General features: G+C 58.1%; 21 protein-coding genes. 10 read left to right on the top strand and 11 right to left on the bottom strand.

Annotated features, from left to right (window positions below; all coding sequences use genetic code 11):
• Positions 1-51 precede the first annotated feature (51 nt).
• Complete coding sequence (locus tag FIL88_RS09975; RefSeq protein ID WP_142853705.1) at positions 52-450, top strand: metallopeptidase family protein; 399 nt, start codon at positions 52-54, stop codon at positions 448-450.
• Between the two features lie 7 nt (positions 451-457).
• Here FIL88_RS09975 and FIL88_RS09970 read toward each other — a convergent pair whose 3' ends face one another.
• On the bottom strand, positions 458-886 hold the full coding sequence (locus tag FIL88_RS09970) for a DUF1801 domain-containing protein (protein ID WP_142853704.1): 429 nt from the start codon (positions 884-886) through the stop codon (positions 458-460).
• A gap of 149 nt (positions 887-1,035) precedes the next feature.
• Between FIL88_RS09970 and FIL88_RS09965 the strand changes: the two genes are divergently transcribed.
• The gene (locus FIL88_RS09965; protein WP_142853703.1) at positions 1,036-1,869 is read left to right on the top strand and encodes a glycosyltransferase family protein; all 834 of its coding nucleotides are present in this window, start codon (positions 1,036-1,038) and stop codon (positions 1,867-1,869) included.
• Between the two features lie 17 nt (positions 1,870-1,886).
• Here FIL88_RS09965 and FIL88_RS09960 read toward each other — a convergent pair whose 3' ends face one another.
• Positions 1,887-3,548 (bottom strand): NAD+ synthase, encoded by a 1,662-nt coding sequence (locus tag FIL88_RS09960; RefSeq protein WP_142853702.1) that lies wholly within the window; start codon positions 3,546-3,548, stop codon positions 1,887-1,889.
• Positions 3,549-3,729: 181 nt separating this feature from the next.
• On the opposite strand from FIL88_RS09960, the gene FIL88_RS09955 reads away from it, so the two are divergent.
• The 8 genes from FIL88_RS09955 (at position 3,730) to FIL88_RS09920 (ending at position 13,899) form a co-directional block, all read left to right on the top strand.
• A complete protein-coding gene (locus FIL88_RS09955) occupies positions 3,730-5,256 on the top strand; it encodes an MORN repeat-containing protein (RefSeq protein WP_246066678.1) in 1,527 nt (508 codons plus the stop codon).
• A 263-nt stretch (positions 5,257-5,519) separates the two neighbouring features.
• Positions 5,520-7,058: a 2-isopropylmalate synthase gene (locus FIL88_RS09950; protein ID WP_142853701.1), complete on the top strand. Its 1,539-nt coding sequence runs from the start codon at positions 5,520-5,522 to the stop codon at positions 7,056-7,058.
• Positions 7,059-7,306: 248 nt separating this feature from the next.
• The gene (locus FIL88_RS09945) at positions 7,307-8,344 is read left to right on the top strand and encodes a rod shape-determining protein (protein WP_142853700.1); all 1,038 of its coding nucleotides are present in this window, start codon (positions 7,307-7,309) and stop codon (positions 8,342-8,344) included.
• 51 nt (positions 8,345-8,395) lie between these two features.
• Positions 8,396-9,337, top strand: a complete 942-nt coding sequence (gene mreC, locus FIL88_RS09940; RefSeq protein WP_142853699.1) for a rod shape-determining protein MreC — start codon at positions 8,396-8,398, stop codon at positions 9,335-9,337.
• Positions 9,334-9,873 (top strand): rod shape-determining protein MreD, encoded by a 540-nt coding sequence (locus FIL88_RS09935; protein ID WP_142853698.1) that lies wholly within the window; start codon positions 9,334-9,336, stop codon positions 9,871-9,873. The genes mreC and FIL88_RS09935 overlap by 4 nt, the downstream gene beginning before the upstream one ends.
• On the top strand, positions 9,870-11,825 hold the full coding sequence (gene mrdA / locus FIL88_RS09930) for a penicillin-binding protein 2 (RefSeq protein ID WP_142853697.1): 1,956 nt from the start codon (positions 9,870-9,872) through the stop codon (positions 11,823-11,825). Before FIL88_RS09935 ends, mrdA begins: the two co-directional genes overlap by 4 nt.
• Positions 11,822-12,967, top strand: a complete 1,146-nt coding sequence (gene rodA, locus FIL88_RS09925; RefSeq protein ID WP_142853696.1) for a rod shape-determining protein RodA — start codon at positions 11,822-11,824, stop codon at positions 12,965-12,967. The genes mrdA and rodA overlap by 4 nt, the downstream gene beginning before the upstream one ends.
• Positions 12,967-13,899, top strand: coding sequence for a 2-hydroxyacid dehydrogenase (locus FIL88_RS09920; protein WP_142853695.1), 933 nt, complete (start codon positions 12,967-12,969; stop codon positions 13,897-13,899). Before rodA ends, FIL88_RS09920 begins: the two co-directional genes overlap by 1 nt.
• Before the next feature lie 105 nt (positions 13,900-14,004).
• Here FIL88_RS09920 and dtd read toward each other — a convergent pair whose 3' ends face one another.
• The 9 genes from dtd to FIL88_RS09880 all read right to left on the bottom strand — a co-directional run bounded on the left by dtd (position 14,005) and on the right by FIL88_RS09880 (position 21,871).
• Entirely contained in the window at positions 14,005-14,442 is a 438-nt protein-coding gene (gene dtd / locus FIL88_RS09915) for a D-aminoacyl-tRNA deacylase (protein WP_142853694.1), read from the bottom strand.
• Entirely contained in the window at positions 14,439-15,119 is a 681-nt protein-coding gene (locus FIL88_RS09910) for a nitroreductase (protein ID WP_142853693.1), read from the bottom strand. Before FIL88_RS09910 ends, dtd begins: the two co-directional genes overlap by 4 nt.
• Positions 15,120-15,128: 9 nt before the next feature.
• Complete coding sequence (locus FIL88_RS09905) at positions 15,129-16,244, bottom strand: TFIIB-type zinc ribbon-containing protein (RefSeq protein ID WP_142853692.1); 1,116 nt, start codon at positions 16,242-16,244, stop codon at positions 15,129-15,131.
• Positions 16,245-16,319: 75 nt separating this feature from the next.
• Positions 16,320-17,429, bottom strand: coding sequence for an SPFH domain-containing protein (locus tag FIL88_RS09900; protein WP_142853691.1), 1,110 nt, complete (start codon positions 17,427-17,429; stop codon positions 16,320-16,322).
• A 29-nt stretch (positions 17,430-17,458) separates the two neighbouring features.
• Positions 17,459-18,433, bottom strand: a complete 975-nt coding sequence (locus FIL88_RS09895) for a DUF2927 domain-containing protein (protein ID WP_142853690.1) — start codon at positions 18,431-18,433, stop codon at positions 17,459-17,461.
• 28 nt (positions 18,434-18,461) lie between these two features.
• Complete coding sequence (locus tag FIL88_RS09890) at positions 18,462-19,655, bottom strand: toxic anion resistance protein (protein ID WP_142853689.1); 1,194 nt, start codon at positions 19,653-19,655, stop codon at positions 18,462-18,464.
• A gap of 17 nt (positions 19,656-19,672) precedes the next feature.
• Positions 19,673-20,557, bottom strand: coding sequence for a 5-bromo-4-chloroindolyl phosphate hydrolysis family protein (locus FIL88_RS09885; protein WP_142853688.1), 885 nt, complete (start codon positions 20,555-20,557; stop codon positions 19,673-19,675).
• A complete protein-coding gene (locus tag FIL88_RS17030; RefSeq protein ID WP_281281303.1) occupies positions 20,557-20,679 on the bottom strand; it encodes a hypothetical protein in 123 nt (40 codons plus the stop codon). The genes FIL88_RS09885 and FIL88_RS17030 overlap by 1 nt, the downstream gene beginning before the upstream one ends.
• Before the next feature lie 133 nt (positions 20,680-20,812).
• Positions 20,813-21,871: an alkane 1-monooxygenase gene (locus FIL88_RS09880; protein WP_142853687.1), complete on the bottom strand. Its 1,059-nt coding sequence runs from the start codon at positions 21,869-21,871 to the stop codon at positions 20,813-20,815.
• Positions 21,872-22,024: the final 153 nt, after the last annotated feature.

The raw sequence follows: 22,024 nt of genomic DNA, 5'->3' as shown, positions 1-22,024 counted from the left end.
CCTTGCCGGTCCCTCTTTCATATTGGCGGATAATTGTCCATAATATTCCCTATGGTGACATTTTCTGCCCCCAGTTTGGCGCAGATCGAGCACTTGGCGCTTGAGGCCCGTGCCCATCTGCCTGACCAATTTGCCGAGGCGGCCCTTCGGGTTTCAATCCACGTGGCCGAGATCCCGGATGCGCGCGTGCTGGCCGATCTGGATGTCGCGGATAGTTATGGGCTGACGGGTGCGTATGTTGGTGTGCCTTTGGCCCAAAAAACCGCCAGTGATCAGCAGATGGGAACGGATGCGATCTGGCTGTTTAGGCGGCCCATCTTGGATGAATACTCTGTGCGCGGTGACGTCACGCTGTCCGAGTTCGTGACCCATATTGTTGTGCGCGAGTTTGCACATCATTTCGGTTGGTCGACAGCGGACGTCTCGGCCATTGATCACTGGTGGCAATAGTCGCCAATCAGGTCGGTTGGACGGGCCATTTCTTGTTCAGGTCCGACAGTCCCGTGCGGATCAGTTCGGCCAAAACGTCCAAATCAACATCGGACAGCTTATTCACGTAAAGGCAGGACTTGCCCATTTTGTGTTTGCCCAGACGCGATAGGACGTCGCCGTAATCTGCATATCCCGGCATAATATAGATCGAGTGGCGCGCCTTGCGGGGTGAGAATCCTGTGGCCAGAAAGTCACCCTTGCGCCCGCTGTCATAGGTGTAATGATACTGCCCATAGCCGATGATGGACGGTCCCCACATCACGGGCTGATACCCGGTGATGTCGCGAAAAAGCTGGTCGAGTTTTTCAGCGTCGTAGCGTTTCGCGGCGGGTTCTACGCCACATATGAAGCGCGAGACATCGGCGTCATTTGGTTGGGTTTTGTTTCCTGACATAGGGGAATTCTAGCTCAAATCTGCCGAAATGGTCCAGTTTATGACTTCGAAGACACCATCCCTAGCGTATTTTGAAGTCTAGGGTTGCAGGCGAAGTGGAATTATCTGAAAACGCAAGCGACCTAAATCGCCTTGGGGGCTGGTTTGACATGAAACACATCGCGGTAATTGCGACGGTTCGGAATGGTGGGATCTTTCTGCCAAAATGGATTGACTATTATGGCCAACAGTTCGGTGAGCAAAACCTGTTTGTGACCCTGGATGGTGCTGATGAATCGCACCCCCGTGATACGGATGTGAATTTCACTGCGATCCCTCATCGCCCGATGCCACGTGTGCCTGGCGAAAAACGCCGCGCTGCTTATCTTTCAGCACAGGCGCGGACTTTATTCATGCAAGGGTATGACGCGGTAATTGCTACAGATATTGACGAATTCATAGTGGTGGATCCACGGGCGAATGTGTCGCTGGCCGAGTATCTGAGTGCTGTGGATGGGGTCGAAAGCTTGTCGGCGCTTGGTCTGGATGTGATTCAACATCTTGATAATGAAGGCGAGATTGATCCGAAAAGCAACTGGTTGGCGCAACGCAAATATGCGCAACTTGCGTCGCGGTATACGAAGCCAAGTATCACGTTTAAACCCCTCAATTGGGGCAGTGGAATGCACCGGATTAAGGGCAGGAACTTCCGTATCGATCCGAATCTTTTCATGATCCACACCGGAATGATCGATGCTAAAATCGCAAAGGTTATTGGGATGGGCGACGATCGTGTGTCCCAAGGTTGGAGCGCGCATCAAGAGCGGCGCGAAAAAGTATTTCAGCAGATTCGCAAAGAGCCAGCCGAAGACGGCAACGCCGCATTCACACGCGCGCGCCGAAAAATGTCAGTCCTGCGTCCGATTCATGCGTGGAATAAGCCGGGTAGCATACGAAAGAACTCGATCGTGAAGCTTCCAGACGAGTTCGCCGACATTTTGTAAGTGCATGCAGGGACGTCCTAGCTGTCGTCCCGCCAGCGGTTCACAATGGGATAACGGCGGTCCAGCCAGAAGCTGCGCATGGTTAGGCGGGTGCCGGGTGCGGACTGGAAGCGTTTGTATTCGCTGATGAAAACAAGGTGCTCGATCTTTTTGACCGTTGCCTTGTCAAACCCTTCCGCAACCAATTCAGCCACGGATTTTTCGACATCAATCAGCCCTTCAAGGATTGCATCCAGCACGTCATATGGCGGCAGGCTGTCCTCGTCCTTTTGGTCCGGGCGAAGTTCGGCTGAGGGCGGCTTGTCGATGATCGAGACCGGGATGACCTCGCCTTCCGGGCCTTTCATCCAATCGCGGTGATTGGCGTTGCGCCAGCGGCATTGTTCGAACACGCGTGTCTTATACAGGTCCTTGATCGGGTTATAGCCGCCCGACATGTCACCATAGATCGTGGCATAACCCACGGCGACCTCGGATTTGTTGCCGGTGGTCAAAAGCATCGCGCCGGTCTTGTTGGACAGCGCCATCAAAAGCAGCCCGCGCAGGCGGGACTGGATGTTTTCTTCGGTCACGTCAGGCTGGGTGCCTTCGAAGAAAGGGGCAAGCGTATTGGTGATCGCGTCGCGGCCCTCTTTGATCGGAACAAAGTCATAGGTGCAGCCAAGACGGGTCGCGATGTCCTTGGCGTCATCCAGCGAGGCTTGTGAGGTGTATTCCGAGGGCAGCATCACGCAGCGCACGTTCTCTGGTCCCAGCGCGTCTGCCGCGATGGTCGCCACAATGGCGCTGTCGATCCCGCCGGACAGGCCCAGCAGCACCTGCTTGAACCCGGTTTTTCCCATATAATCGCGCAGGCTTTCGACCATGGCGCGATAGTCCAGCTCCCACTCATCGATCGAAGGCGTGATGTGTCCCGGTTGGATGCGCCAGCCGTCATCCGTGTGGATCAGATCAACATGGCGGATCTCTTCGTCGAAATCGGCCATGCAGAATGCCAGCTCGCCGCCCGGGTTCAGCGCGAAGGACGCGCCGTCAAAGACTTGATCATCCTGCCCGCCAACCATGTTCAGATAGATCAGCGGCAAGCCGGTTTCGACTACGCGACCCACCATGTGGTTCAGTCGCACGTCAAACTTGTTGCGGTAATAGGGCGAGCCATTGGGGATCAGCAGGAACTCGGCCCCGCTTTCGGCCAGCGTTTCGCAGACGTCTTCGGCATACCAGGCATCCTCGCAGATCGGGGTGCCAATGCGGATTGGACCCAGCGCATACGGGCCTTGCGGGTCGGCCGAAGCGAATTGGCGTTCTTCGTCGAAAACGGTGAAATTGGGCAGGCGCTGTTTCAGAATGCGCGTCGCGATCTTGCCGCCCTTCAGGATGTAATAGGCGTTATACAGATTTTCGCCATCGTGATAGGGCGCGCCGATGCCGATTTCTGGCCCATCCGCACAATCCTTTGCCAGCGTCTCGACCGCGCTCATCGCGTCACGGAAGAACTGTGGGCGCATGACCAGGTCCTGTGTCTGATAACCGGTCACAAACGCCTCGGGCAGGGCCAACATCTCGCTGCTAGCCTCTTTGGCTTGATGCCATGCCGCACGCGCCTTGTCGCAGTTCGCTGCAATCGCACCCACGGTCGGGTTCAGTTGTGCCAGTGTCAGGCGGAAAGTATCACTCATCGCGCAGTCCTTTTCCCGACAACGGGCCGGGGATCCTTCGCGACAGATGTAGCAGGTTTGGCCGCAGGTTAAAGAGGTGGCGCGGGAAAAGCGTTGTCTCGGCTTGGGGGACGGCATAGTCTGTGCGCAAACGTGCTTCGGCCGTCCAAGAACAAACCACAGAAATTGCACGAGGTTTCAGATGCAACGTCCCCTGATCGGTCTTCGCAGAATGCTGACCCTCGCGCTTTTGATGCCAGCAGCTGCTGTGGCTCAGGTTGAGACCAGGCAATACGAAGACGGTTCGGTCTATGAGGGGACGTTCAAGGGCGGGTTGCAGCACGGGATGGGCGAGCTGACCCTGCCCTCGGGCTATCAATACACAGGCGAGTTTATCGACGGCGAAATCTTGGGCCAAGGTATCGCGCGTTTTCCCAATGGTTCGGTTTATGAGGGCAGCTTTGTGAAGGGCAAACCCGAAGGGTTCGGCAAGATTACCTTTGCAGACGGTGCAAGTTTCGAAGGCGACTGGGTGGATGGCAAGATCAACGGGTCGGGGCAGGCGATCTACGCCAATGGCATTCAATACGAGGGCGGCTTTCGCAACGCGATGCATCACGGACAAGGCCGCCTGCAAAGCCCTTCGGGCTATGTCTACGAAGGTGACTGGGTTGCTGGTGTGAAAGAGGGCAGGGGACGCTCGACTTATGCTGACGGATCTGTCTATGAAGGCGAAATGCGCGGAGGTGAGCGCGACGGTGAGGGTAAGCTGACCCAGCCTGACGGCATGATCTATGAGGGCAGTTGGGCGCAGGGCCAGATGGATGGTGCAGGCACGCTGGCTCAAGCAAATGGAGACGTTTATTCCGGCGCGTTCCAAGCCGGTTCCCGTCAGGGTGCGGGGGCCGTCAATTATGCGAACGGAGATCGCTACGAAGGCGGCTTTGATGCCGATCAGCGGCACGGGCATGGTGTTTTTACTGGTACGGATGGTTATCGCTATGAAGGCAACTGGGTGGCTGGCGTGATCGAAGGTCAGGGCACAGTCACTTATCCCGACGGTTCGATTTATAAAGGTCAGTTTCGTTCTGGGTTGGCCGATGGTAAGGGCATGATCACCTATCCTGACGGTAGCAGTTTTGAGGGCGCGTGGGCCCGTGGTGTGATCGAAGGCAAGGGCGTAGCCCTACTTACCGATGGCTCCCGTTATGAAGGGACATTCAAAGATGCGCTCTTTGACGGAGAGGGCGCCTTGGTGACCCTGGATGGAGCGAATTACTCTGGCGGATGGAAAGCCGGCCAATTCCATGGGCAAGGCGTTTCAACATTGGCGGATGGCTCGACATATGAGGGCTCATTTGTGGACGGCAAGCGCGACGGGCGCGGCGTGTTCGTGACGCAGGATGGATTTCGATATGAAGGCGACTGGCGTGCGGGTCTGTTTGATGGGCAGGGCGTTGCCACCTATCCAGGTGGTGACCGCTATGAAGGTGCGTTCAAGGACGGCAAGCGCAACGGCCAGGGTGTTGTGATCCGCGCGGACGGAAGCCGGGACGAAGGCGCTTGGGTGAATGGCTTGCTTGCCGACGCCGTCACGGCCGCGCCCCCCCCGGCGTTGGACAGCGCAGCTGCGGCTGCGGCCGCCGCTGCAGCGGGGGCCGCGTCGACGGCTGGGACCAACACCGCCGCAACAGAGGACCCCGCCGAAGAGACGGCAGCGGGCGAGTGATTGCCCGCGATCCCGTATGCCCATTCGTGCGAGTTCGCGAAAAAAGGGCTTTAACTTGGATCAAACCTCCGTATAGTCGCGGCCATGAATACGCAGAAACATATCACGTTCCGCCCTGCTGTGGGCCTTCTGCTACTACTTAGCCGCCTCTGAGCGTGCCGTTTAGGCGCGACCGCTCAGGGGACACGCCGACCGCGCCACGAACCGGCCCGAACCTTATGGGCCACCAAGGCTAAGAACTTCTATTTAAAGAGACCAAGACCATGACCAATCCTTCGGATCACGTGTTGATTTTCGACACAACTTTGCGTGACGGCGAACAAAGTCCCGGCGCGACCATGACGCATGATGAGAAGCTGGAAATCGCTGAAATGCTGGACGAAATGGGCGTCGATATTATCGAAGCTGGCTTTCCGATTGCGTCTGAAGGCGATTTCGCGGCTGTTTCCGAGATCTCGGAAAACTCCAAAAATTCGGTGATCTGCGGCCTGAGCCGCGCGAACTTCAAAGATATCGACCGCTGTGCCGAGGCCGTGCGCAAAGCAGCCAAGCCGCGCATTCACACGTTTATCGGCACCTCTCCTCTGCACCGCGCCATTCCCAACCTGACGCAGGATGAAATGGCCGACCTGATCCACGAAACCGTCAGCCACGCGCGCAATCTGGTGGATGACGTGCAGTGGTCGCCAATGGATGCAACCCGGACCGAGCATGACTATTTGTGCCGCGTGATCGAGATTGCCATCAAAGCAGGTGCCACGACGATCAACATCCCCGACACCGTGGGCTATACCGCCCCGCGTGAAAGTGCTGACCTGATCCGTATGTTGCTGGAACGTGTGCCGGGCGCGGATGAAATCGTGTTTGCCACCCATTGTCACAACGACTTGGGGATGGCGACCGCCAACGCCTTGGCCGCTGTCGAGGCTGGCGCGCGCCAGATCGAATGCACCATCAATGGTCTGGGCGAACGGGCCGGCAACACCGCGCTGGAAGAAGTCGTGATGGCCTTGAAAGTGCGCAACGACATCATGCCCTTCCAGACACAGATCGACACCACGAAGATCATGAACATCTCGCGTCGCGTGGCGCAGGTGTCGGGCTTTGCGGTGCAATATAACAAGGCCATCGTCGGCAAGAACGCTTTCGCGCATGAAAGCGGCATTCACCAAGACGGCATGCTGAAGAACCCCGAAAACTTCGAGATCATGCGTCCCGAGGATATCGGTCTGGCCGGGACGTCCTTGCCCTTGGGCAAGCACTCGGGCCGCGCGGCGTTGAAGGCCAAGCTGAATGATCTGGGTTTTGAGGTGGGCGACAACCAATTGAAAGACGTCTTTGTGCGCTTCAAGGATCTGGCCGACACGAAGAAAGAGGTGTTCGACGACGATCTGGTCGCCCTGATGACCGACGGCACCGACGATGCCAACGACCAGTTGCAGGTGAAATCCCTGCGTGTGGTTGCGGGCGGTGAAGAAAAGAACACTGCTGACCTGACCATGACCGTAAACGGGGTCGAACACAAAGTGACTTCGGATGGGGATGGTCCGGTGGACGCAGCGTTCAACTGTGTGAAAATGATCTTCCCGCATGAAGCCAAGTTGCAGCTGTATCAGGTGCATGCCGTAACCGAAGGGACGGATGCGCAGGCCACTGTGTCTGTGCGGATGGAAGAGAGCGGCAAGATCGTAACGGGCCAATCTTCGCACACGGATACGATTCTGGCATCGGTTCGGGCTTATGTGAACGCCCTGAACAACCTGATCACGCGCCGCGATAAAACCAAGCCCGAGGGCGTTTGATCAGAAATCCCCATGCGGGCGATGAAAATTGCCCGCATGAGCATTTTGTTCGAGAAGTGAAAGCCCGGTGCTTCATCTATGGGGAGCCGTTCGCCAATTGTACGAATTTCCTTCGTTCTTGGCGATAAGCCGCTTGCGTGTCTTTATTAGGGCTTTCACCACAGCGCTTCGACGCTTATACATCCATGGGTCTGCATTCGGGTAGAGTCGCGGGCGAATACGTACATATGAACGGGATAGGCATCCAAATGGCAGGGCTTTCGAGTTTGTTTTCGTCGGATATGGCGATTGACCTTGGGACCGCGAATACGCTGGTCTATGTGAAGGGCAAAGGCGTCATTCTGAACGAACCCTCGGTGGTCGCTTATCATGTCAAGGACGGTGTGAAGAAAGTCTTGGCCGTGGGTGAAGACGCTAAGCTGATGCTTGGCCGTACGCCGGGCTCGATCGAGGCGATCCGCCCGATGCGCGACGGTGTCATCGCAGATTTCGATAGCGCGGAAGAGATGATTAAGAATTTCATCCGCAAAGTACACCGCCGCACGACCTTCTCGAAGCCAAAGATTATCGTTTGTGTCCCGCATGGGGCGACTCCGGTTGAAAAGCGCGCCATTCGCCAGTCGGTGATGTCGGCAGGCGCCCGTCGTGCCGGTCTGGTGGCCGAGCCGATTGCAGCTGCCATCGGAGCAGGCATGCCGATCACCGATCCGACCGGGAACATGGTTGTGGACATTGGCGGCGGAACGACCGAGGTGGCGGTTCTGTCGCTGGGTGACATTGTGTATGCGCGTTCGGTGCGTGTGGGTGGTGACCGTATGGATGATGCGATCATTAACTATCTGCGTCGCCAGCAGAACCTTTTGGTCGGCGAAACCACCGCCGAACGTATCAAGACCACCATTGGTACCGCGCGGATGCCCGATGATGGGCGTGGCACCTCAATCCAGATCCGTGGTCGCGATCTGCTGAACGGTGTTCCGAAAGAAACTGAAATCAGCCAGGCGCAGGTCGCCGAAGCGTTGGCCGAGCCGGTGCAGCAGATTTGCGAAGCTGTGATGACTGCTTTGGAAGCCACGCCGCCCGATCTGGCCGCTGACATTGTTGACCGCGGCGTGATGCTGACCGGTGGCGGTGCGTTGCTGGGTGAGCTGGATCTTGCCTTACGCGAACAGACCGGCTTGTCGATCTCGGTCGCGGATGAAAGCCTGAACTGCGTTGCGCTGGGTACTGGCAAAGCGCTTGAGTTTGAAAAACAGCTGCGCCACGTCATCGACTACGACAGCTGATCGGGTCTGCCCCGCCGGTGGGGCGCGCCCGTCGGGTAACCGGAGGCCAGATTGGCACGCAAACCAAACCAGACCGAGGAATACGGCGCTCCGCTGCGCAGGCTGCTTGTCGGCCTGTTGATGCTGGTCCTGTTTCTGATCTTTCTGATCTGGCGGATCGACAGCCCTCGGGTTGAACGCTTTCGTGCCAATTTGATCGACACGGTTGTCCCCAGCTTCGACTGGGCGCTTGTGCCTGTGACCAAACTGGTCGGCATGGTCGAGGATTTTCAGTCCTACACCCGGATCTACGAACAGAACCAAGAGCTGCGCCGCGAACTTCAGCAGATGAAAGCGTGGAAGGAAGCCGCGCTTCAGCTGGAGCAAGAGAACGCTCAGCTTCTGAACCTGAATAATGTGCGGCTGGATGCGCAGCTCAGCTTTGTCACGGGCGTTGTTCTGGCAGATAGCGGATCACCTTTCCGTCAATCCGTCCTGCTCAATATCGGCACCCGGGATGGTGTGGTTGATGGCTGGGCCGCGACGGATGGGCTGGGATTGGCCGGGCGGATCGCCGGTGTTGGCAAACGCACCAGCCGTGTGATCCTTCTGACCGACAGCAACAGCCGCATTCCGATTATGGTGCAGCCGTCTGGGCAGAACGCGTTGTTGGTGGGCGACAATTCCGCCGCCCCTCCCATCGAATTTCTGGAAAGCCCTGAAAAAGTTCGCCCCGGTGACCGCGTTGTGTCCTCGGGCGATGGCGGGGTGTTCCCGGCGGGTCTATTGGTGGGCCATGTGGCGTTGGGCAGCGACCGTCGCCTGCGCGTGCGGCTGTCTGCGGATTACGAACGGATGGAGTTCCTGCGCGTGTTGCGCAGCCACCCCGGCGAGATGGTTGAAGGCGAGGGCAGTTTGATCGTGTCCACGCCCGCTGCGCCGCCAACCCCTGTTGTCGAAGACGAACTTGCTTCAGACGCCTCCGCGACCTCTGAGGAGGGAGGTAGTGAATGACCGACCGCGTCACGCTTTTGCGCTGGGCTTTTTGGGGGCTGTTGGTCGCGATCTCAGCCGGCCTTTTGTTCGTGCGACTTTTGCCGCTGGACCTCAGCGCGGGGCGTTTTCCCGGCCCGGACATTTTCATGGCTTTCGTGATGGCCTGGATGCTGCGCCGCCCGGATTACGTTCCGATTTTTTTGGTTGCCATGCTGATTTTCCTGACGGATCTGATGTATCAGGACATCCCAGCCGTCGGCGCGCTGATGGCGGTTATTGGGCTTGAGGTGCTGCGCCGTCGCGAACCTGGCCTGCGCGAGCAACCCTTCCTGATCGAACTCGGCGTAGTTGCTGCTGTTCTTCTGGGGATGCTTCTGGGCGAGCGGATCTTGCTGATGGTCTTTTTTGTCGAACAGATCCCAGTTGGTCGCGCATTGCTACAGTTCCTGACCACTATTGCGATCTATCCGTTGGTGGTGTTCCTGTCAGTTTTCGTGCTTGGGGTGCAAAAGCTGCAACCCGGTGACGACCCGGTAAGGAGACAGGCCGCGTGAAGCGTTCCCCCGCAGATACTGAAGCCAGCGCCCGAAAAATCACACGGCGTGGCTTGCTTTTGGGCGGGCTGCAAGTCTCATTCGCGGCGATGCTTGTCGGGCGGATGCGCTATATGCAGGTCGAGCAGGCCGACGAATATCGTGATCTGGCGGAAGAAAACCGCGTGAAGTTTTCGCTCATCCCGCCGGCGCGTGGCTTGATCCATGACCGAAACGGGGTGCTGATTGCAGGAAACGAGCAGAACTATCGCATCGTGATGGTGCGCGAAGATGCTGGCGACCCCGAAGCCGTGCTGACCCGCCTGCGCAAGATCGTCTGGATTGACGACGCAGACGTGAGGCGCGCTTTGGACGAGATGCGCCGCCGCAGCCCATTTGTTCCCGTCACAGTCGCCGACCGCATCGCGTGGGAAGACGTCGCTGAGGTCGCGGTGAACGCCCCTGCGCTGCCCGGTGTCACTGCCGAAGTCGGCTTGTCCCGGCTTTACCCTCGGGCCAATGATTTTGCCCATGTGATCGGCTATGTCGGACCGGTTTCGGACTATGATCTTTCTAAACTGGTTGACCCGGATCCTCTTTTGCAAATCCCGCGCTTCCAGATTGGGAAAAGCGGCGTTGAAGCAAAGATGGAGCTGGATCTGCGCGGATCTGCCGGCACGCGCGAGGTTGAAGTGAACGCGGTCGGTCGCGAGATGCGCGAGCTTGGCCGAGAGGAAGGTCGCGCAGGCGACAACATCCAGCTGACCGTGGATGCAGACCTGCAGGCCTATGTTCAGGCGCGTCTTGCCGGGGAAAGTGCGGCCGCTGTTGTGATGGATACGGTAACGGGGGACGTGTTGGCGATCGGGTCCGCACCGACCTTCGACCCCAACAAATTTGTGCGTGGGATTTCCAGCAAGGACTACAACACGCTGATCAACGACATTTACCGCCCGCTTGCCGCGAAACCGGCGCAGGGCACCTATCCGCCCGGTTCGACCTTCAAGATGGTGACGGCACTTGCCGCGCTTGAGGATGGCGTGATTGACCTGAATGAAACCATCCGTTGCAATGGCCATGTCGAAGTTCACTCGCGTCGCTTCCATTGCTGGAAACGTGCAGGGCACGGGCCCGTCGATCTGGCAAAAAGCCTGCGTGAAAGCTGTGATATCTATTACTATGAAATCGCCCAACGAGTTGGAATCGAGAAAATCTCGGCCATGGCACGCAAGCTGGGATTGGGCGAGCGTCATGACCTTCCTCTGTCCGCTGTGGCGCAGGGGCTGATCCCGACCAAAGCCTGGAAACGCGAAGCACGCGGGGCCGATTGGGTCGTGGGGGACAGTCTGAATGCCGGCATCGGGCAGGGGTTTGTCTTGGCATCACCACTGCAACTGACGGTAATGACGGCCCGCCTTGCGACCGGGCAGGCGATCCATCCGCGACTTGTGCGGTCGGTCAACGGGGTTGAAACTCCGGTACGCAATGATGGTCCGCTGGATATTAGCACCAGTCATTTAGAAGCGATCCGCCAAGGCATGTACGAAGTTGTGAATGCCCGGCGCGGCACGGCGGGACGGTCCAAGATCGTCGGCGATGATATGCGTATGGCAGGTAAAACCGGCACCAGTCAGGTGCGTAACATCACCACCGCCGAGCGCGCGCGGGGTGTGTTCCGCAACGAAGATTTACCGTGGGAACGGCGCGATCACGCGCTGTTTGTCGGTTATGCGCCCCACGACAACCCGCGCTATGCTGTGACGGTCGTTGTGGAACATGGCGGCGGCGGGTCAAAGGCCGCTGCCCCCATCGCGCGTGACGTGATGTTGCAGGCGGCCTATCAGGGCCAGCCTCCGCTTGAAGCGTATCCCTCAAACCAGCGTGGAACGATCCGGTCGCGCCAGCGCGATATCGAAGAAATGTTGGAAATGCCCCATGCTGAGCGGGAAAAAGCCGCCGAGGGGCGCGCATGAGCTATCTTGAATACAACGTCAAATACGTCCCGTCCGGTCTGCGGAAAGTCCTGTATCTGAATTGGTCTTTGGTGCTGCTGTTGACGGCTGTTGCAAGCGTCGGCTTCCTGATGCTGTTCTCGGTTGCCGGGGGCAAGATGGATCCATGGGCAATGGCGCAGATGAAGCGCTTTGCCCTTGGTATGTTTCTGATGTTTGTTATCGCGATGGTGCCCATTTGGTTCTGGCGCAACATGGCCGGGCTGGGATACCTGATCTCGCTTGTTCTGCTGGTTTTGGTCGAGGTCATAGGATCGGTCGGCATGGGCGCTCAGCGCTGGATCGACCTTGGCTTCATGCGATTGCAGCCGTCTGAGCTGATGAAGATCACTTTGGTGATGATGCTGGCTGCTTATTACGACTGGCTGGATGTCAAGAAGGTCTCGCGACCACTTTGGGTACTGCTGCCCGTCATTCTGATCATGCTGCCCACTTTTCTGGTGCTGCGTCAGCCGGATCTGGGGACCTCGATTTTGCTGGTCACAGGCGGAGGCGTCATCATGTTTCTGGCAGGCGTCAGCCTGTGGTACTTCGCGGCGGTCATCGCTTCGGGTGTTGGGCTGGTGACGTCTGTGTTCATGTCCCGTGGCACGGATTGGCAGCTTTTGAAAGACTATCAGTTTCGCCGGATCGACACATTTCTTGACCCGTCATCAGACCCGCTTGGGGCGGGCTATCACATTACCCAATCCAAGATCGCCTTGGGATCTGGCGGATGGACCGGACGGGGCTTCATGCAAGGCACGCAGTCTCGGCTGAACTTCTTACCAGAGAAGCATACCGACTTCATCTTCACCACTTTGGCGGAAGAGTTTGGCTTTCTTGGCGGTGTGTCGCTTCTGACGCTTTATGTGTTGATCCTGGCCTTCTGCGCCATTTCGGCCTTCCAGAACAAAGACCGGTTTAGCTCGCTTCTGATCCTTGGGGTCGCGGTCACCTTTTTCTTGTTCTTTGCGGTGAACATGTCCATGGTGATGGGCCTTGCCCCGGTGGTTGGGGTGCCCTTGCCGATGGTCAGCTATGGCGGATCTGCCATGCTGGTTCTACTGGTCGGTTTCGGCTTGGTTCAAAGCGCGCATGTGCACAGAGCGAGACAAAAGTGATGAGCATCAATATCCTGTACGCAGGGAACCCAAAACGGTGGGAGATCTATCAGCGTGAAATCACCAATGCGCTGAACGCCATCCAGATCGAAGCCACCCTGACCTGTGATCTGCCCGCTGATCAGGTGGACTATATCGTCTATGATCCCAATAGCGCGCTTCAGGATTTCACGCCTTTCACCCGCGCCAAGGCCGTGTTGGGCCTTTGGGCTGGGGTCGAGCGGATCGTCTATAATCCGACGCTGACCCAACCCTATGCGCGCATGGTGGATCAGGGGCTAAGCGAGGGCATGACTGAATGGGTGGTCGGCCATGTCCTGCGTCACCATCTGGAGATGGATCAGGATATTCACAACTCCATCCCCGCTTGGGGGCGTCTGGCGCCGCCGCTGGCGCGGGATCGTCGCGTTGGCATTCTGGGGTTGGGAGAGCTGGGGCGGGTTGCCGCCAAAGCACTGACCCATCTGAACTTCCAAGTCTCAGGCTGGAGCCGAGGTGCCAAGTCCATCGACGGCGTGACCTGCCTGCACGGCGATGACGGGTTAGAGCAGGTGCTGCGCAGCTCGGACATCCTGGTCCTTCTGCTGCCCGCCACCAAAGCGACCGAGAATGTTCTGAATGCCGAACGAATTTCCATGCTGCCGAAAGGCGCGGTGATCATCAATCCGGGCCGTGGCCCCTTGATCGACGACGCTGCCTTGCTGGATGCGCTGGATTGCGGCCATATCGGTCATGCGACACTGGATGTGTTCCGGGTTGAACCTTTGCCGGATGACGATCCCTATTGGGCTCACCCGAAAGTGACCGTCACGCCGCATATCGCGTCAGATACTCGGCCTGATACAGCCGCCAAAGTCATTGCTGAAAATATCCGCCGCGGCGAAGCCAAGGAACCCTATTTGCATCTGGTCGATAAGAAGGCGGGATACTAGGTCTTCATTTTCTTGTCGAAAGTATCCTGGGGGAGCGCGAGGGCCAGATGGGCCTCGCGTGGGGGCAACGCCCCCCGAAGGCTCACAACGTGAGCCACCATCAGCCTAAAATTCCATCCAAATCGTGACAGGTCCGTCGTTCACCAAAGAGACCTTCATGTCGGCACCAAAACGACCTTGTGCGACCTCGATTCCATGCCCGCGCAGTTGATCGGAGAAATACGCATACAGCCGTTCGCCTTCATCCGGGCGGGCTGCGGTTGAAAACCCCGGACGGTTCCCGCGTGACGTATCTGCCGCCAACGTGAACTGGCTGACCACCAAAGCCGCGCCGCCCGTGTCCAGCAAAGACCGGTTCATCTTGTCTGCGTCATCCTTGAAAATCCGCAGCTTGGAAATCTTGGCCGCCAGCGTGTCTGCATTCGCCTCGGTGTCGCCTTCCATCGCGCAGACCAGAACCAGAAGGCCGGGGCCGATCTCTCCAACGATCTCGCCGTCAACGCGGACGGAAGCCTCGCTTGCGCGCTGTATCAAAGCTCTCATTCGGTGTCCTTTCCATGCCAATGGACCCATTCACCCAACTCCGCCCGTTTGGTGCGGAAGCTGTTGGCAGGGTGGTCGTCGTCACTGCGCCCAAACGCAATACCGCACAGGATCACGCGATCTTCGGGCAGGTCAAACCAGTCGCGCAGAAAGGGCGCGAAAGCGGCCACGGCGGCTTGCGGAATCGTCGCGACGCCCTGTGCGGTTGCGGCCAGACAGAACCCGGTCACGAAACCTCCGCAATCCAGATAGGCATAGGGGCCAAGTTCGACAGGCGCGGTGATCAGGGCGATATGGGGCGCACCGAAAAAGCGGAAGTTCTCAAGCATCTGCTGACCTGATGCCGCACGATCCCCGGGTGTCACACCGACGCTTCTATAAAGTTGTAAGCCACAAGCCTTGCTGCGGCGTTGATGCAGTCCGGTATAGGCGCTGGGCCAGTCGACATCTGGTGTCTGCGCGGTGTCCATCGCATGGGCATAGAAGGCTTCGCGCAGGCGGTCAGTCTCGGGCGCGGTGGTCACGTCGACCTGCCACGGTTGCGCATTGCACCAGCTTGGTACCTTTTGCGCTGACCACAGGATCTGTTCAATCACCGGCGACGGAATTGGATCCGGGTGAAACGCGCGGCATGAATGGCGCGCGCGCATCAGTGCGTCAAATTGATCGGGATCCATGAATGCTCTCTATTGGTTTTGGGCGGACAGATAGCCGATGACGCCGGCCACGATCAGTCCCAAAATTACGGCAAAGGTAATTTTCCAGACCGAATAGGGGCGTTCCCCCTGCACCCGGCCGTTTTGCCCGTTCACCACGAAGCGATAGGTCTTGCCGCGGTATTTATAGGCCGCCAGCCAAACCGGCAGCAGGATGTGTTTGAAGGTCAGGCCGGACATATCCGTATCCATCGAGGTGATACGCTGGCGATCCCCCCCAATATCAAATCTCACATCCCGCTGGATGATACGATTCATATAATCGCGTGCCTCGGTAAAGCCCTCATCCAGCTCGACGGTATAGCCCTCGGCGCGGAAACCGGCCAGAAACTCGGGGCGATAGGGTTCAAGGCGCGACAGATCCCATGGCTCCAGCGCGTCTGTATATTTCTTCGGCAGGCCTTTCGATGCCAACACCAAAACATCATCAAAGAAGCGCGCAACACGGCCTGATACGGATGTCCACCGAACGTGCCGCGTGGTGCGCTGTTCGCGTTTTCCGTTCACGGTGACGGTGCGGGTGCGCTCGTGTACGGTGCCACGTTGGCCTGCATATCGCGTCTTCGTGTCCGCATCGAAGGTCCAGTAGGGCACATAGATGCCCGTCATCTTGCGCCCTTTGCGGGCATAGTCCTGAAGCCCATTTGGTGCAAACCAAAGCCGTCCCAACCAATTGGTCATGGCCTTGCGGGCCTCGCGTTCTTCGATCTCGAACGGGGCAAGTCCTTTGGGTTTGATATGCCGGTGCGTGCCCGTGTCCGCCACCACGGGCGTGGCACAGAACGGGCATTCGGCGGCATGGGTGGCCGCGTCGAATTCAAACTGAGCCGCGCAGTTGGGGCAGGCCACCACGCGGGTTTCTTCCAGTTCGTGATCAGGCAGATCAGCCGACAGTGCGCGTTTCAAATCCAGCTCGCGGATGACCGTCTGCGGGGGCTGGCGATCCTCGATCGGAGCTTTGAAACCGCAATGGTCGCAGGTCAGCTGGTTGTGTTCAGGGTCGAACCGCAGATCTGCCCCGCACTGGTCGCAGGGAAAGCGGTGTTCTTCGATCGGTGTCTGGGTGTCTTCGCGCGGAAAGGCCATCCGGGGAAACCTTGTCAGAGATATGCGTAGGGCAGGGCGACCCGACAGGCCGCCCCTTTTCGTTCTTGAACCAGATCACGCACCCGGCGGGGGCGGGGGCAGAATGGTGAAGAGCTGCGCCAGCTCGGCCACATCCTCGGCCCGCATCCAGCCGTCTTGGCCCGGTGTCCAAACGTGGCTGTCGCGGGTCAGGCTGCCTGCAGCGGCCATGCGGCCAATCGCGGCCTTTGAGAATGGTCCTTTGGTTTCGCCGTTTTCGGCGACATGCCAGACATGTTCAACGGGTGGGGGAGGCGGTGGCGTTTGTGCGCGCGGGGCGGCAAGGGCAGCGCCCCACGGGCCAGACTGCATCTGACCTGCCATCCCCATACCCATGGCTGCCCCCATGCCAGCACCCATCGACGACGCCATGGCCGAGTTCTCGGCACCCATCGCTTCGGCTGCGTTGAACTTCATGTAGTTGTCCAGATTGCCTGCGATGCCCATCGAGGTGCGTTTGTCCAAGACCTCTTCCACAGCCGGCGGCAACGAGATGTTCTCGATATAAAACTCGGGGATCGACAAGCCGTATTCAGCGACAATGCCCGTGATCTCGGCTGCGACAATCTTGCCCAGATCGGCGGTATTGGCGGCCATGTCCAGAACGGGAATGCCAGCGCCTGCGATCACGCGGCTGAACGCCTGCACGATGATGTTGCGGATCTGGAAGCTGATCTCGTCCATCGTGAATTCGCCATCGGTGCCGACGATTTCAACCAAGAAACGTGCCGGATCAGAGACGCGCACCGAATACGAACCAAATGCGCGGATACGGGTCGGGCCGAATTCGGGATCGCGCAGCATGATCGGGTTTTTGGTGCCCCATTTCAGATCATTGAAGCGGGTCGTGTTGACGTAATAGATCTCGGATTTGAAGGGCGATTTGAAGCCGTGGTCCCAGTGATTGATCGTCGTCAGGATCGGCATGTTGTTGGTTTCCAACATGTACAGGCCCGGCGTGAAGACGTCCGCCAGCTGACCTTCATGCACGAACACAGCCGCCTGACCTTCGCGCACAGTCAGCTTCGCGCCATATTTGATCTCGTGGTCTTCGCGTTCGAACCGCCAGACCATCGTGTCACGGCTGTCATCCACCCAATGAATGACGTCGATGAATTCACCGGTCAGAAAATCAAGAATACCCATGGTCAAATCCTCCTAGGGGGCAAATGGGGTCACACAGAGCCGCTCATAAGTTCGGCTGCAATTTTGGTAAAGATCGGGCGGGCTTCGTCTGCGCCCATCCCGGGCTGAAGGCGCGGGTCATAGAGCATCTGAAGCAAGAGCTCGTCATGGTTTGTCAAAAGCCCGAATTCGTCGGAATCGTTGAAGATCGAGGGGCGGGCGGACGGGCTGTCATTGGGCAGGCCCAGTCCTTGCGCCAACTCTTCGTGCAGGCAAGCCGCGCGCATCAGGGTTGGCAGCTCGGCCCGGATCACGGCCACGGCGCGGTCAATGCGGTTGTCGTTGCCGCGATCGCGTGCAAACACGGCGCATTGAGTGTCGCGGCGCATGTTAATGACGTCATGCAGGTCCGCGTCGCTGATATCTGGCATTGTGCGGCGCAACGCGGGTGCGATGGCGCGGCGGTCATCCTCGGTCAGGATGAAGACAGTGAAATTCACCCCCAGCGGAACGGTTTCGGACACCGCACTGATGGGGTGGTTCGTCAATCGCGATAAACGAGCGATATAGGGCGTAAAAACCTGTCGGTCGACGCCTCGTTGTTCTTCGGATACGCCGTCCCCGAAGCTAAGTGCGAAGCGTACCGGCTTGGACCAGCGGGTCAGTTTCACCGGATGTTCCTTGGTGATCCGGCGCTCTTCGACTTTGCTGTATTCGCTGTTGAAGGCAATGCGTTCAAAGTTGCGCGCCAACATCGCTTCTGTGAAGGGCGTATCCGGTCCCCCCCCATCGCCGCGCAATTGATCATGAACCAGACGGGTGGCCTGAATTCTTGCGTAATAGTTTCGCAGATAGGCGCTGCTGTCTTTTGGAGTGTCGATCACCAATTGCGGAATGGGTTTTTCAGGCGCAGGAGGAGGCGCAGGCGTAGGCGGAGTCTGTTGCAGAGTGCAGGCCGCCACAGCAGTCAGGGCCGTCGATGCAACGACGGCCCTTACAAGGTTCTGGAATGCGGATCTGCTCACCACGTTGCCTTTCTGGGGTGTGCCGGCCTTAGCTGCCCGACACGCTTTCGGCCAGATTGTGGCCAGATGCGGTGCCGCGTGCGCTGGCGGCGGCCAGCGTGTTTTTCAGCTCGGCCTCCATCTTCACCAGCTCTTCTTCGGCTTCGGCACGTTTGGCCTTTCCTTCGTCCGCGATGGCAAGGCTTTCCTCGATCGTGGCGATCAGGGTGGCGTTGGCCGACTTGACGGCTTCGATGTCGAAGACGCCGCGCTCCATTTCCTGACGGACCATGCGGTTGGCCTCTTGCAGGTTTTCGGCGTTGGCGGTCAACAGTTCGTTGGTCAGGTCGGTTGCGTCTTTCACCGCAGCCGCGGCCTCGGCCGAACGCTGGATGGTGACGGCTTGCGCCAGCTGAGTTTCCCACAGCGGTACGGTGTTCACCAGTGTCGAGTTGATCTTGGTTACCAGGGACTTGTCGTTTTCCTGTACCAAACGGATCGAGGGCAGCGACTGCATTGTTACCTGACGGGTCAGTTTCAAGTCGTGTACGCGGCGTTCCAAATCGTCACGCGCGGCACGCAGGTCGCGCAGTTCTTGCGCTTTGACAACGCCCTGATCTTCAGGGGCGGCTTCAACCTCTGCCACTTTGGCAGGGATGATGGTGTCGTCCAGCTCGGCCAGTTTGGCTTCGCCCGCCGCGATATACAGCGCCAGCTCATCGTAGAAATCGAGTGTTTTTTCGTAGAGTTTGTCCAAGGACTTGATGTCTTTCAGCAGGACATGCTCGTGGTTCAGCAGGTTGTCGGTGATCTTGTCAATCTGACCCTGCACAGTTTCATAGCGTGCCATGAACTTGGCTGCTGGCGCCATGCGACCCAGTAGTTTCTCCCACCAGCTGCGCTTGCGGCGCATGTCCAACTCGCTGATCGAGAACCCACGGATGGTGGTGACGATGTTGCGCAGGCTGTCGCCCGCCGGGCCCGCATCCTTGTTGCGCACACCTTGCAGCATGTCTTGGCTGATGACCTGCAACTCGGACTGCGCGGCCGAGCCGAATTCGATGATCGACTGGCTGTTGGCCATGTCAATCTCGTCCATGCGCTTTTGAATTTCAGCGCTGGTGGGCTTGTCTGCTTCAGTCAGCGGAACCAGGGCAGTCGACGGTTCGGGCAAGACCACGGCAGTGGCTTCTTCGATTTCGGCCAGCACGGCCTGTGCTTTTTCGCGGGTGGTTTGGGTCATGAAATTGTCCTCGTCACTTATTCTTCGGTGCGCACGCCTTCGCGTGCCAGTCTTTCGCGTAGCACCTCGATTTCGACATCAAGGTCGCTGCGGTCGTCGTTCAGGAATTGCTTGGTTTTCGCGGCGAAATTCGCCTCGAGATCATCCAGTAGGGTTTCATAGTCTGTCAGAGCGCCGCCATGCGGGTCGCGCAGGTGGATATCGACGAACTTGGTCGTCGCATCACGTGCACCCAGCAGATAGACACCCAAATACTTGCGGGCCGATGTCAGGTCACGCGGGTCGTCTTCCACGGTGCGGAACATGTCGCGGGCGGTGGCGATGAACTGGTTCAGCCGCGCCTCGACCCGGCGATCGCGAATGCGGGACACGGCGTCACGCATAGCGTCCAAGTGCTTTTCTGCTTCGCCCACGGCGCGGGCGACACGGTCTGTCTGAAACTCGTCAACGCCCTCGGCACCCTTGTTGCGCATGGGGTCGGGACCAAAGGCAGCCAGGTGCAGACCGGTGCCAAGCGCGCCAAAGATCACGGCATTCAGAACCGAGCCCCCGGCAAACCCGACCAGAGCCAAACCCGCCCCCATCAGGGCAGCCCCGAAAAGCTTGCGGGGAATGGCCGGGCGGCGGGCGATCTTACGCGCGTCATAGGCTTGATGCGCAATGACTCCGTCGCGGGTCAACCAAGCCGAAGCGATCAAAAGGCCGAACGCAACAAGCGTCAGAGCCATTTCAGCCGGTGGCTGAAAAAACGCACGGATGGCAAGGGGCAGGGGCGCCAGAAACAGGAAGTTCACCCGCCCAGCGCTGCGCGCGGGTTCTTGCCCATCAAAGGGGCCACGCGCGGGTGGGGCTTTCTTTGGCTGTCCGCCGGGGCTGAATTCGCCCCCAAATCGCTGTGCCATTACGCGCCCCCCATGATCGACACATAGAGGATCAGCGCAACCAGCATGAAGAACGCAGTTTTCTGCAATCCGTTTTCTGACACGTTCAGGCCCCCTGAAAATTCGCTGTCTGTGGTGTCCAAAGCGCTGTGCCTTTGACTTGCCTAGCAGCCTATTAGAACACAATGTTCCATCTTTTATGTCAGTTGGAAGAATAAGCCCGGATTGCTGATTAACAAGGGGGAATGCTATTCAAGGCTCCCCCTTGGCGGGTAATTACTGGCGCATCATCATGTCCGATATCGTCTTGTCTATATCAGACATTTCTATTTCAGGCGTTGCGGCGTCCCTAACTGGTGCTGGTGTCACCAGGTTATTCGTGGTTTCCGGTGACGGTGTTTGTGGCTTCATTTCAATCCATTTAAGCAAAGCCCGATCCATGATGCGGTCCCATGTTGGCGGGAAAAGAGCTAGGAAAGTCATGAATGGCAGTGAATATGGGAGCATCGGAACCGACGACGCCTCAGGCGGTTGCAGCGCCGGGTGCCGAAGTGTCGGTTGGGCATAGTGGGCAGAGGCGCGAGGTGCATTCAGCATCATATGGGACGTAAACCAGTGGCACGAGTTCCAGCTGTGTTGTTGGCTAACTGGCTCGAGTGTGCCATCCGCCAGCTCGGCGCGCTGCAGGCCGTAATGCTGGACAAAGTCAATTTGTAACTGCTGAAATTGTACATAGGCACATAGGAACAGATACCCTACGAAACCAAAGAAGCCGCCTAGGATCATCGACAGAATTACCATAGTCAGCCCGCCTGCTGCGTAAACGATATACGGGTTCCGTAGTGTGCTACGCCCGGCGCGCTCCAGCTCGTGTGTTTCGACCTCATATCCAGCAATAAATGCGCCAACCCACGCGCGTTGGAGGAAGTGATAGAAGTTTTCGTCGATCTGTCCGGTGTTGGGGTCATCCTTAGTTGCAACAAAATGATGATGTACTTTCAGGTGTGACGAATTGAGGTGCCCAGCGAGAAACGAGGTGAAAATTCCGATTCCCAGCCAACGCATTCGCCTGTCGGTATGGTGGATTAACAGATGCGCATTGGCATTTGAGACCTTCCCGAAGTACATCCCGGCCCCTAGGAACAGGCCCAGACGTTCCCACCCCGACAGGCCTGTGACGCCGGAAAATGCGACAATTACAAGGACAAGCGTGATCGTGTGCGACGCGGCAATGATGAGGGACAGCCGATCGGCGTCCTTGGCAACGCTGCTTTCAGTCAGCGCTGGGGCGGTGCGACGTAGAGCCAGATCTGCAACAGCGGCTATGACTGTCATGTAAAGTATTAAAATTAGACAGAAAAAGCCGCCAAGAAAGCTGGCGGCGATGATTAGAGCTGCAGGAATTCCTGTTGCGATGGCGAAAAGCCTAAGTGGATGAGACACTTGTCACCTCGGACGGTTAATGTTTGGTACTGCATGTAAACTTGA

It is taken from the genome of Aliiroseovarius halocynthiae (genome assembly GCF_007004645.1).
Lineage (GTDB): Bacteria > Pseudomonadota > Alphaproteobacteria > Rhodobacterales > Rhodobacteraceae > Aliiroseovarius > Aliiroseovarius halocynthiae.
The sequence above is the reverse complement of the archived record's forward strand: the minus strand, read 5'-3'. Positions and strand labels throughout refer to the sequence as shown.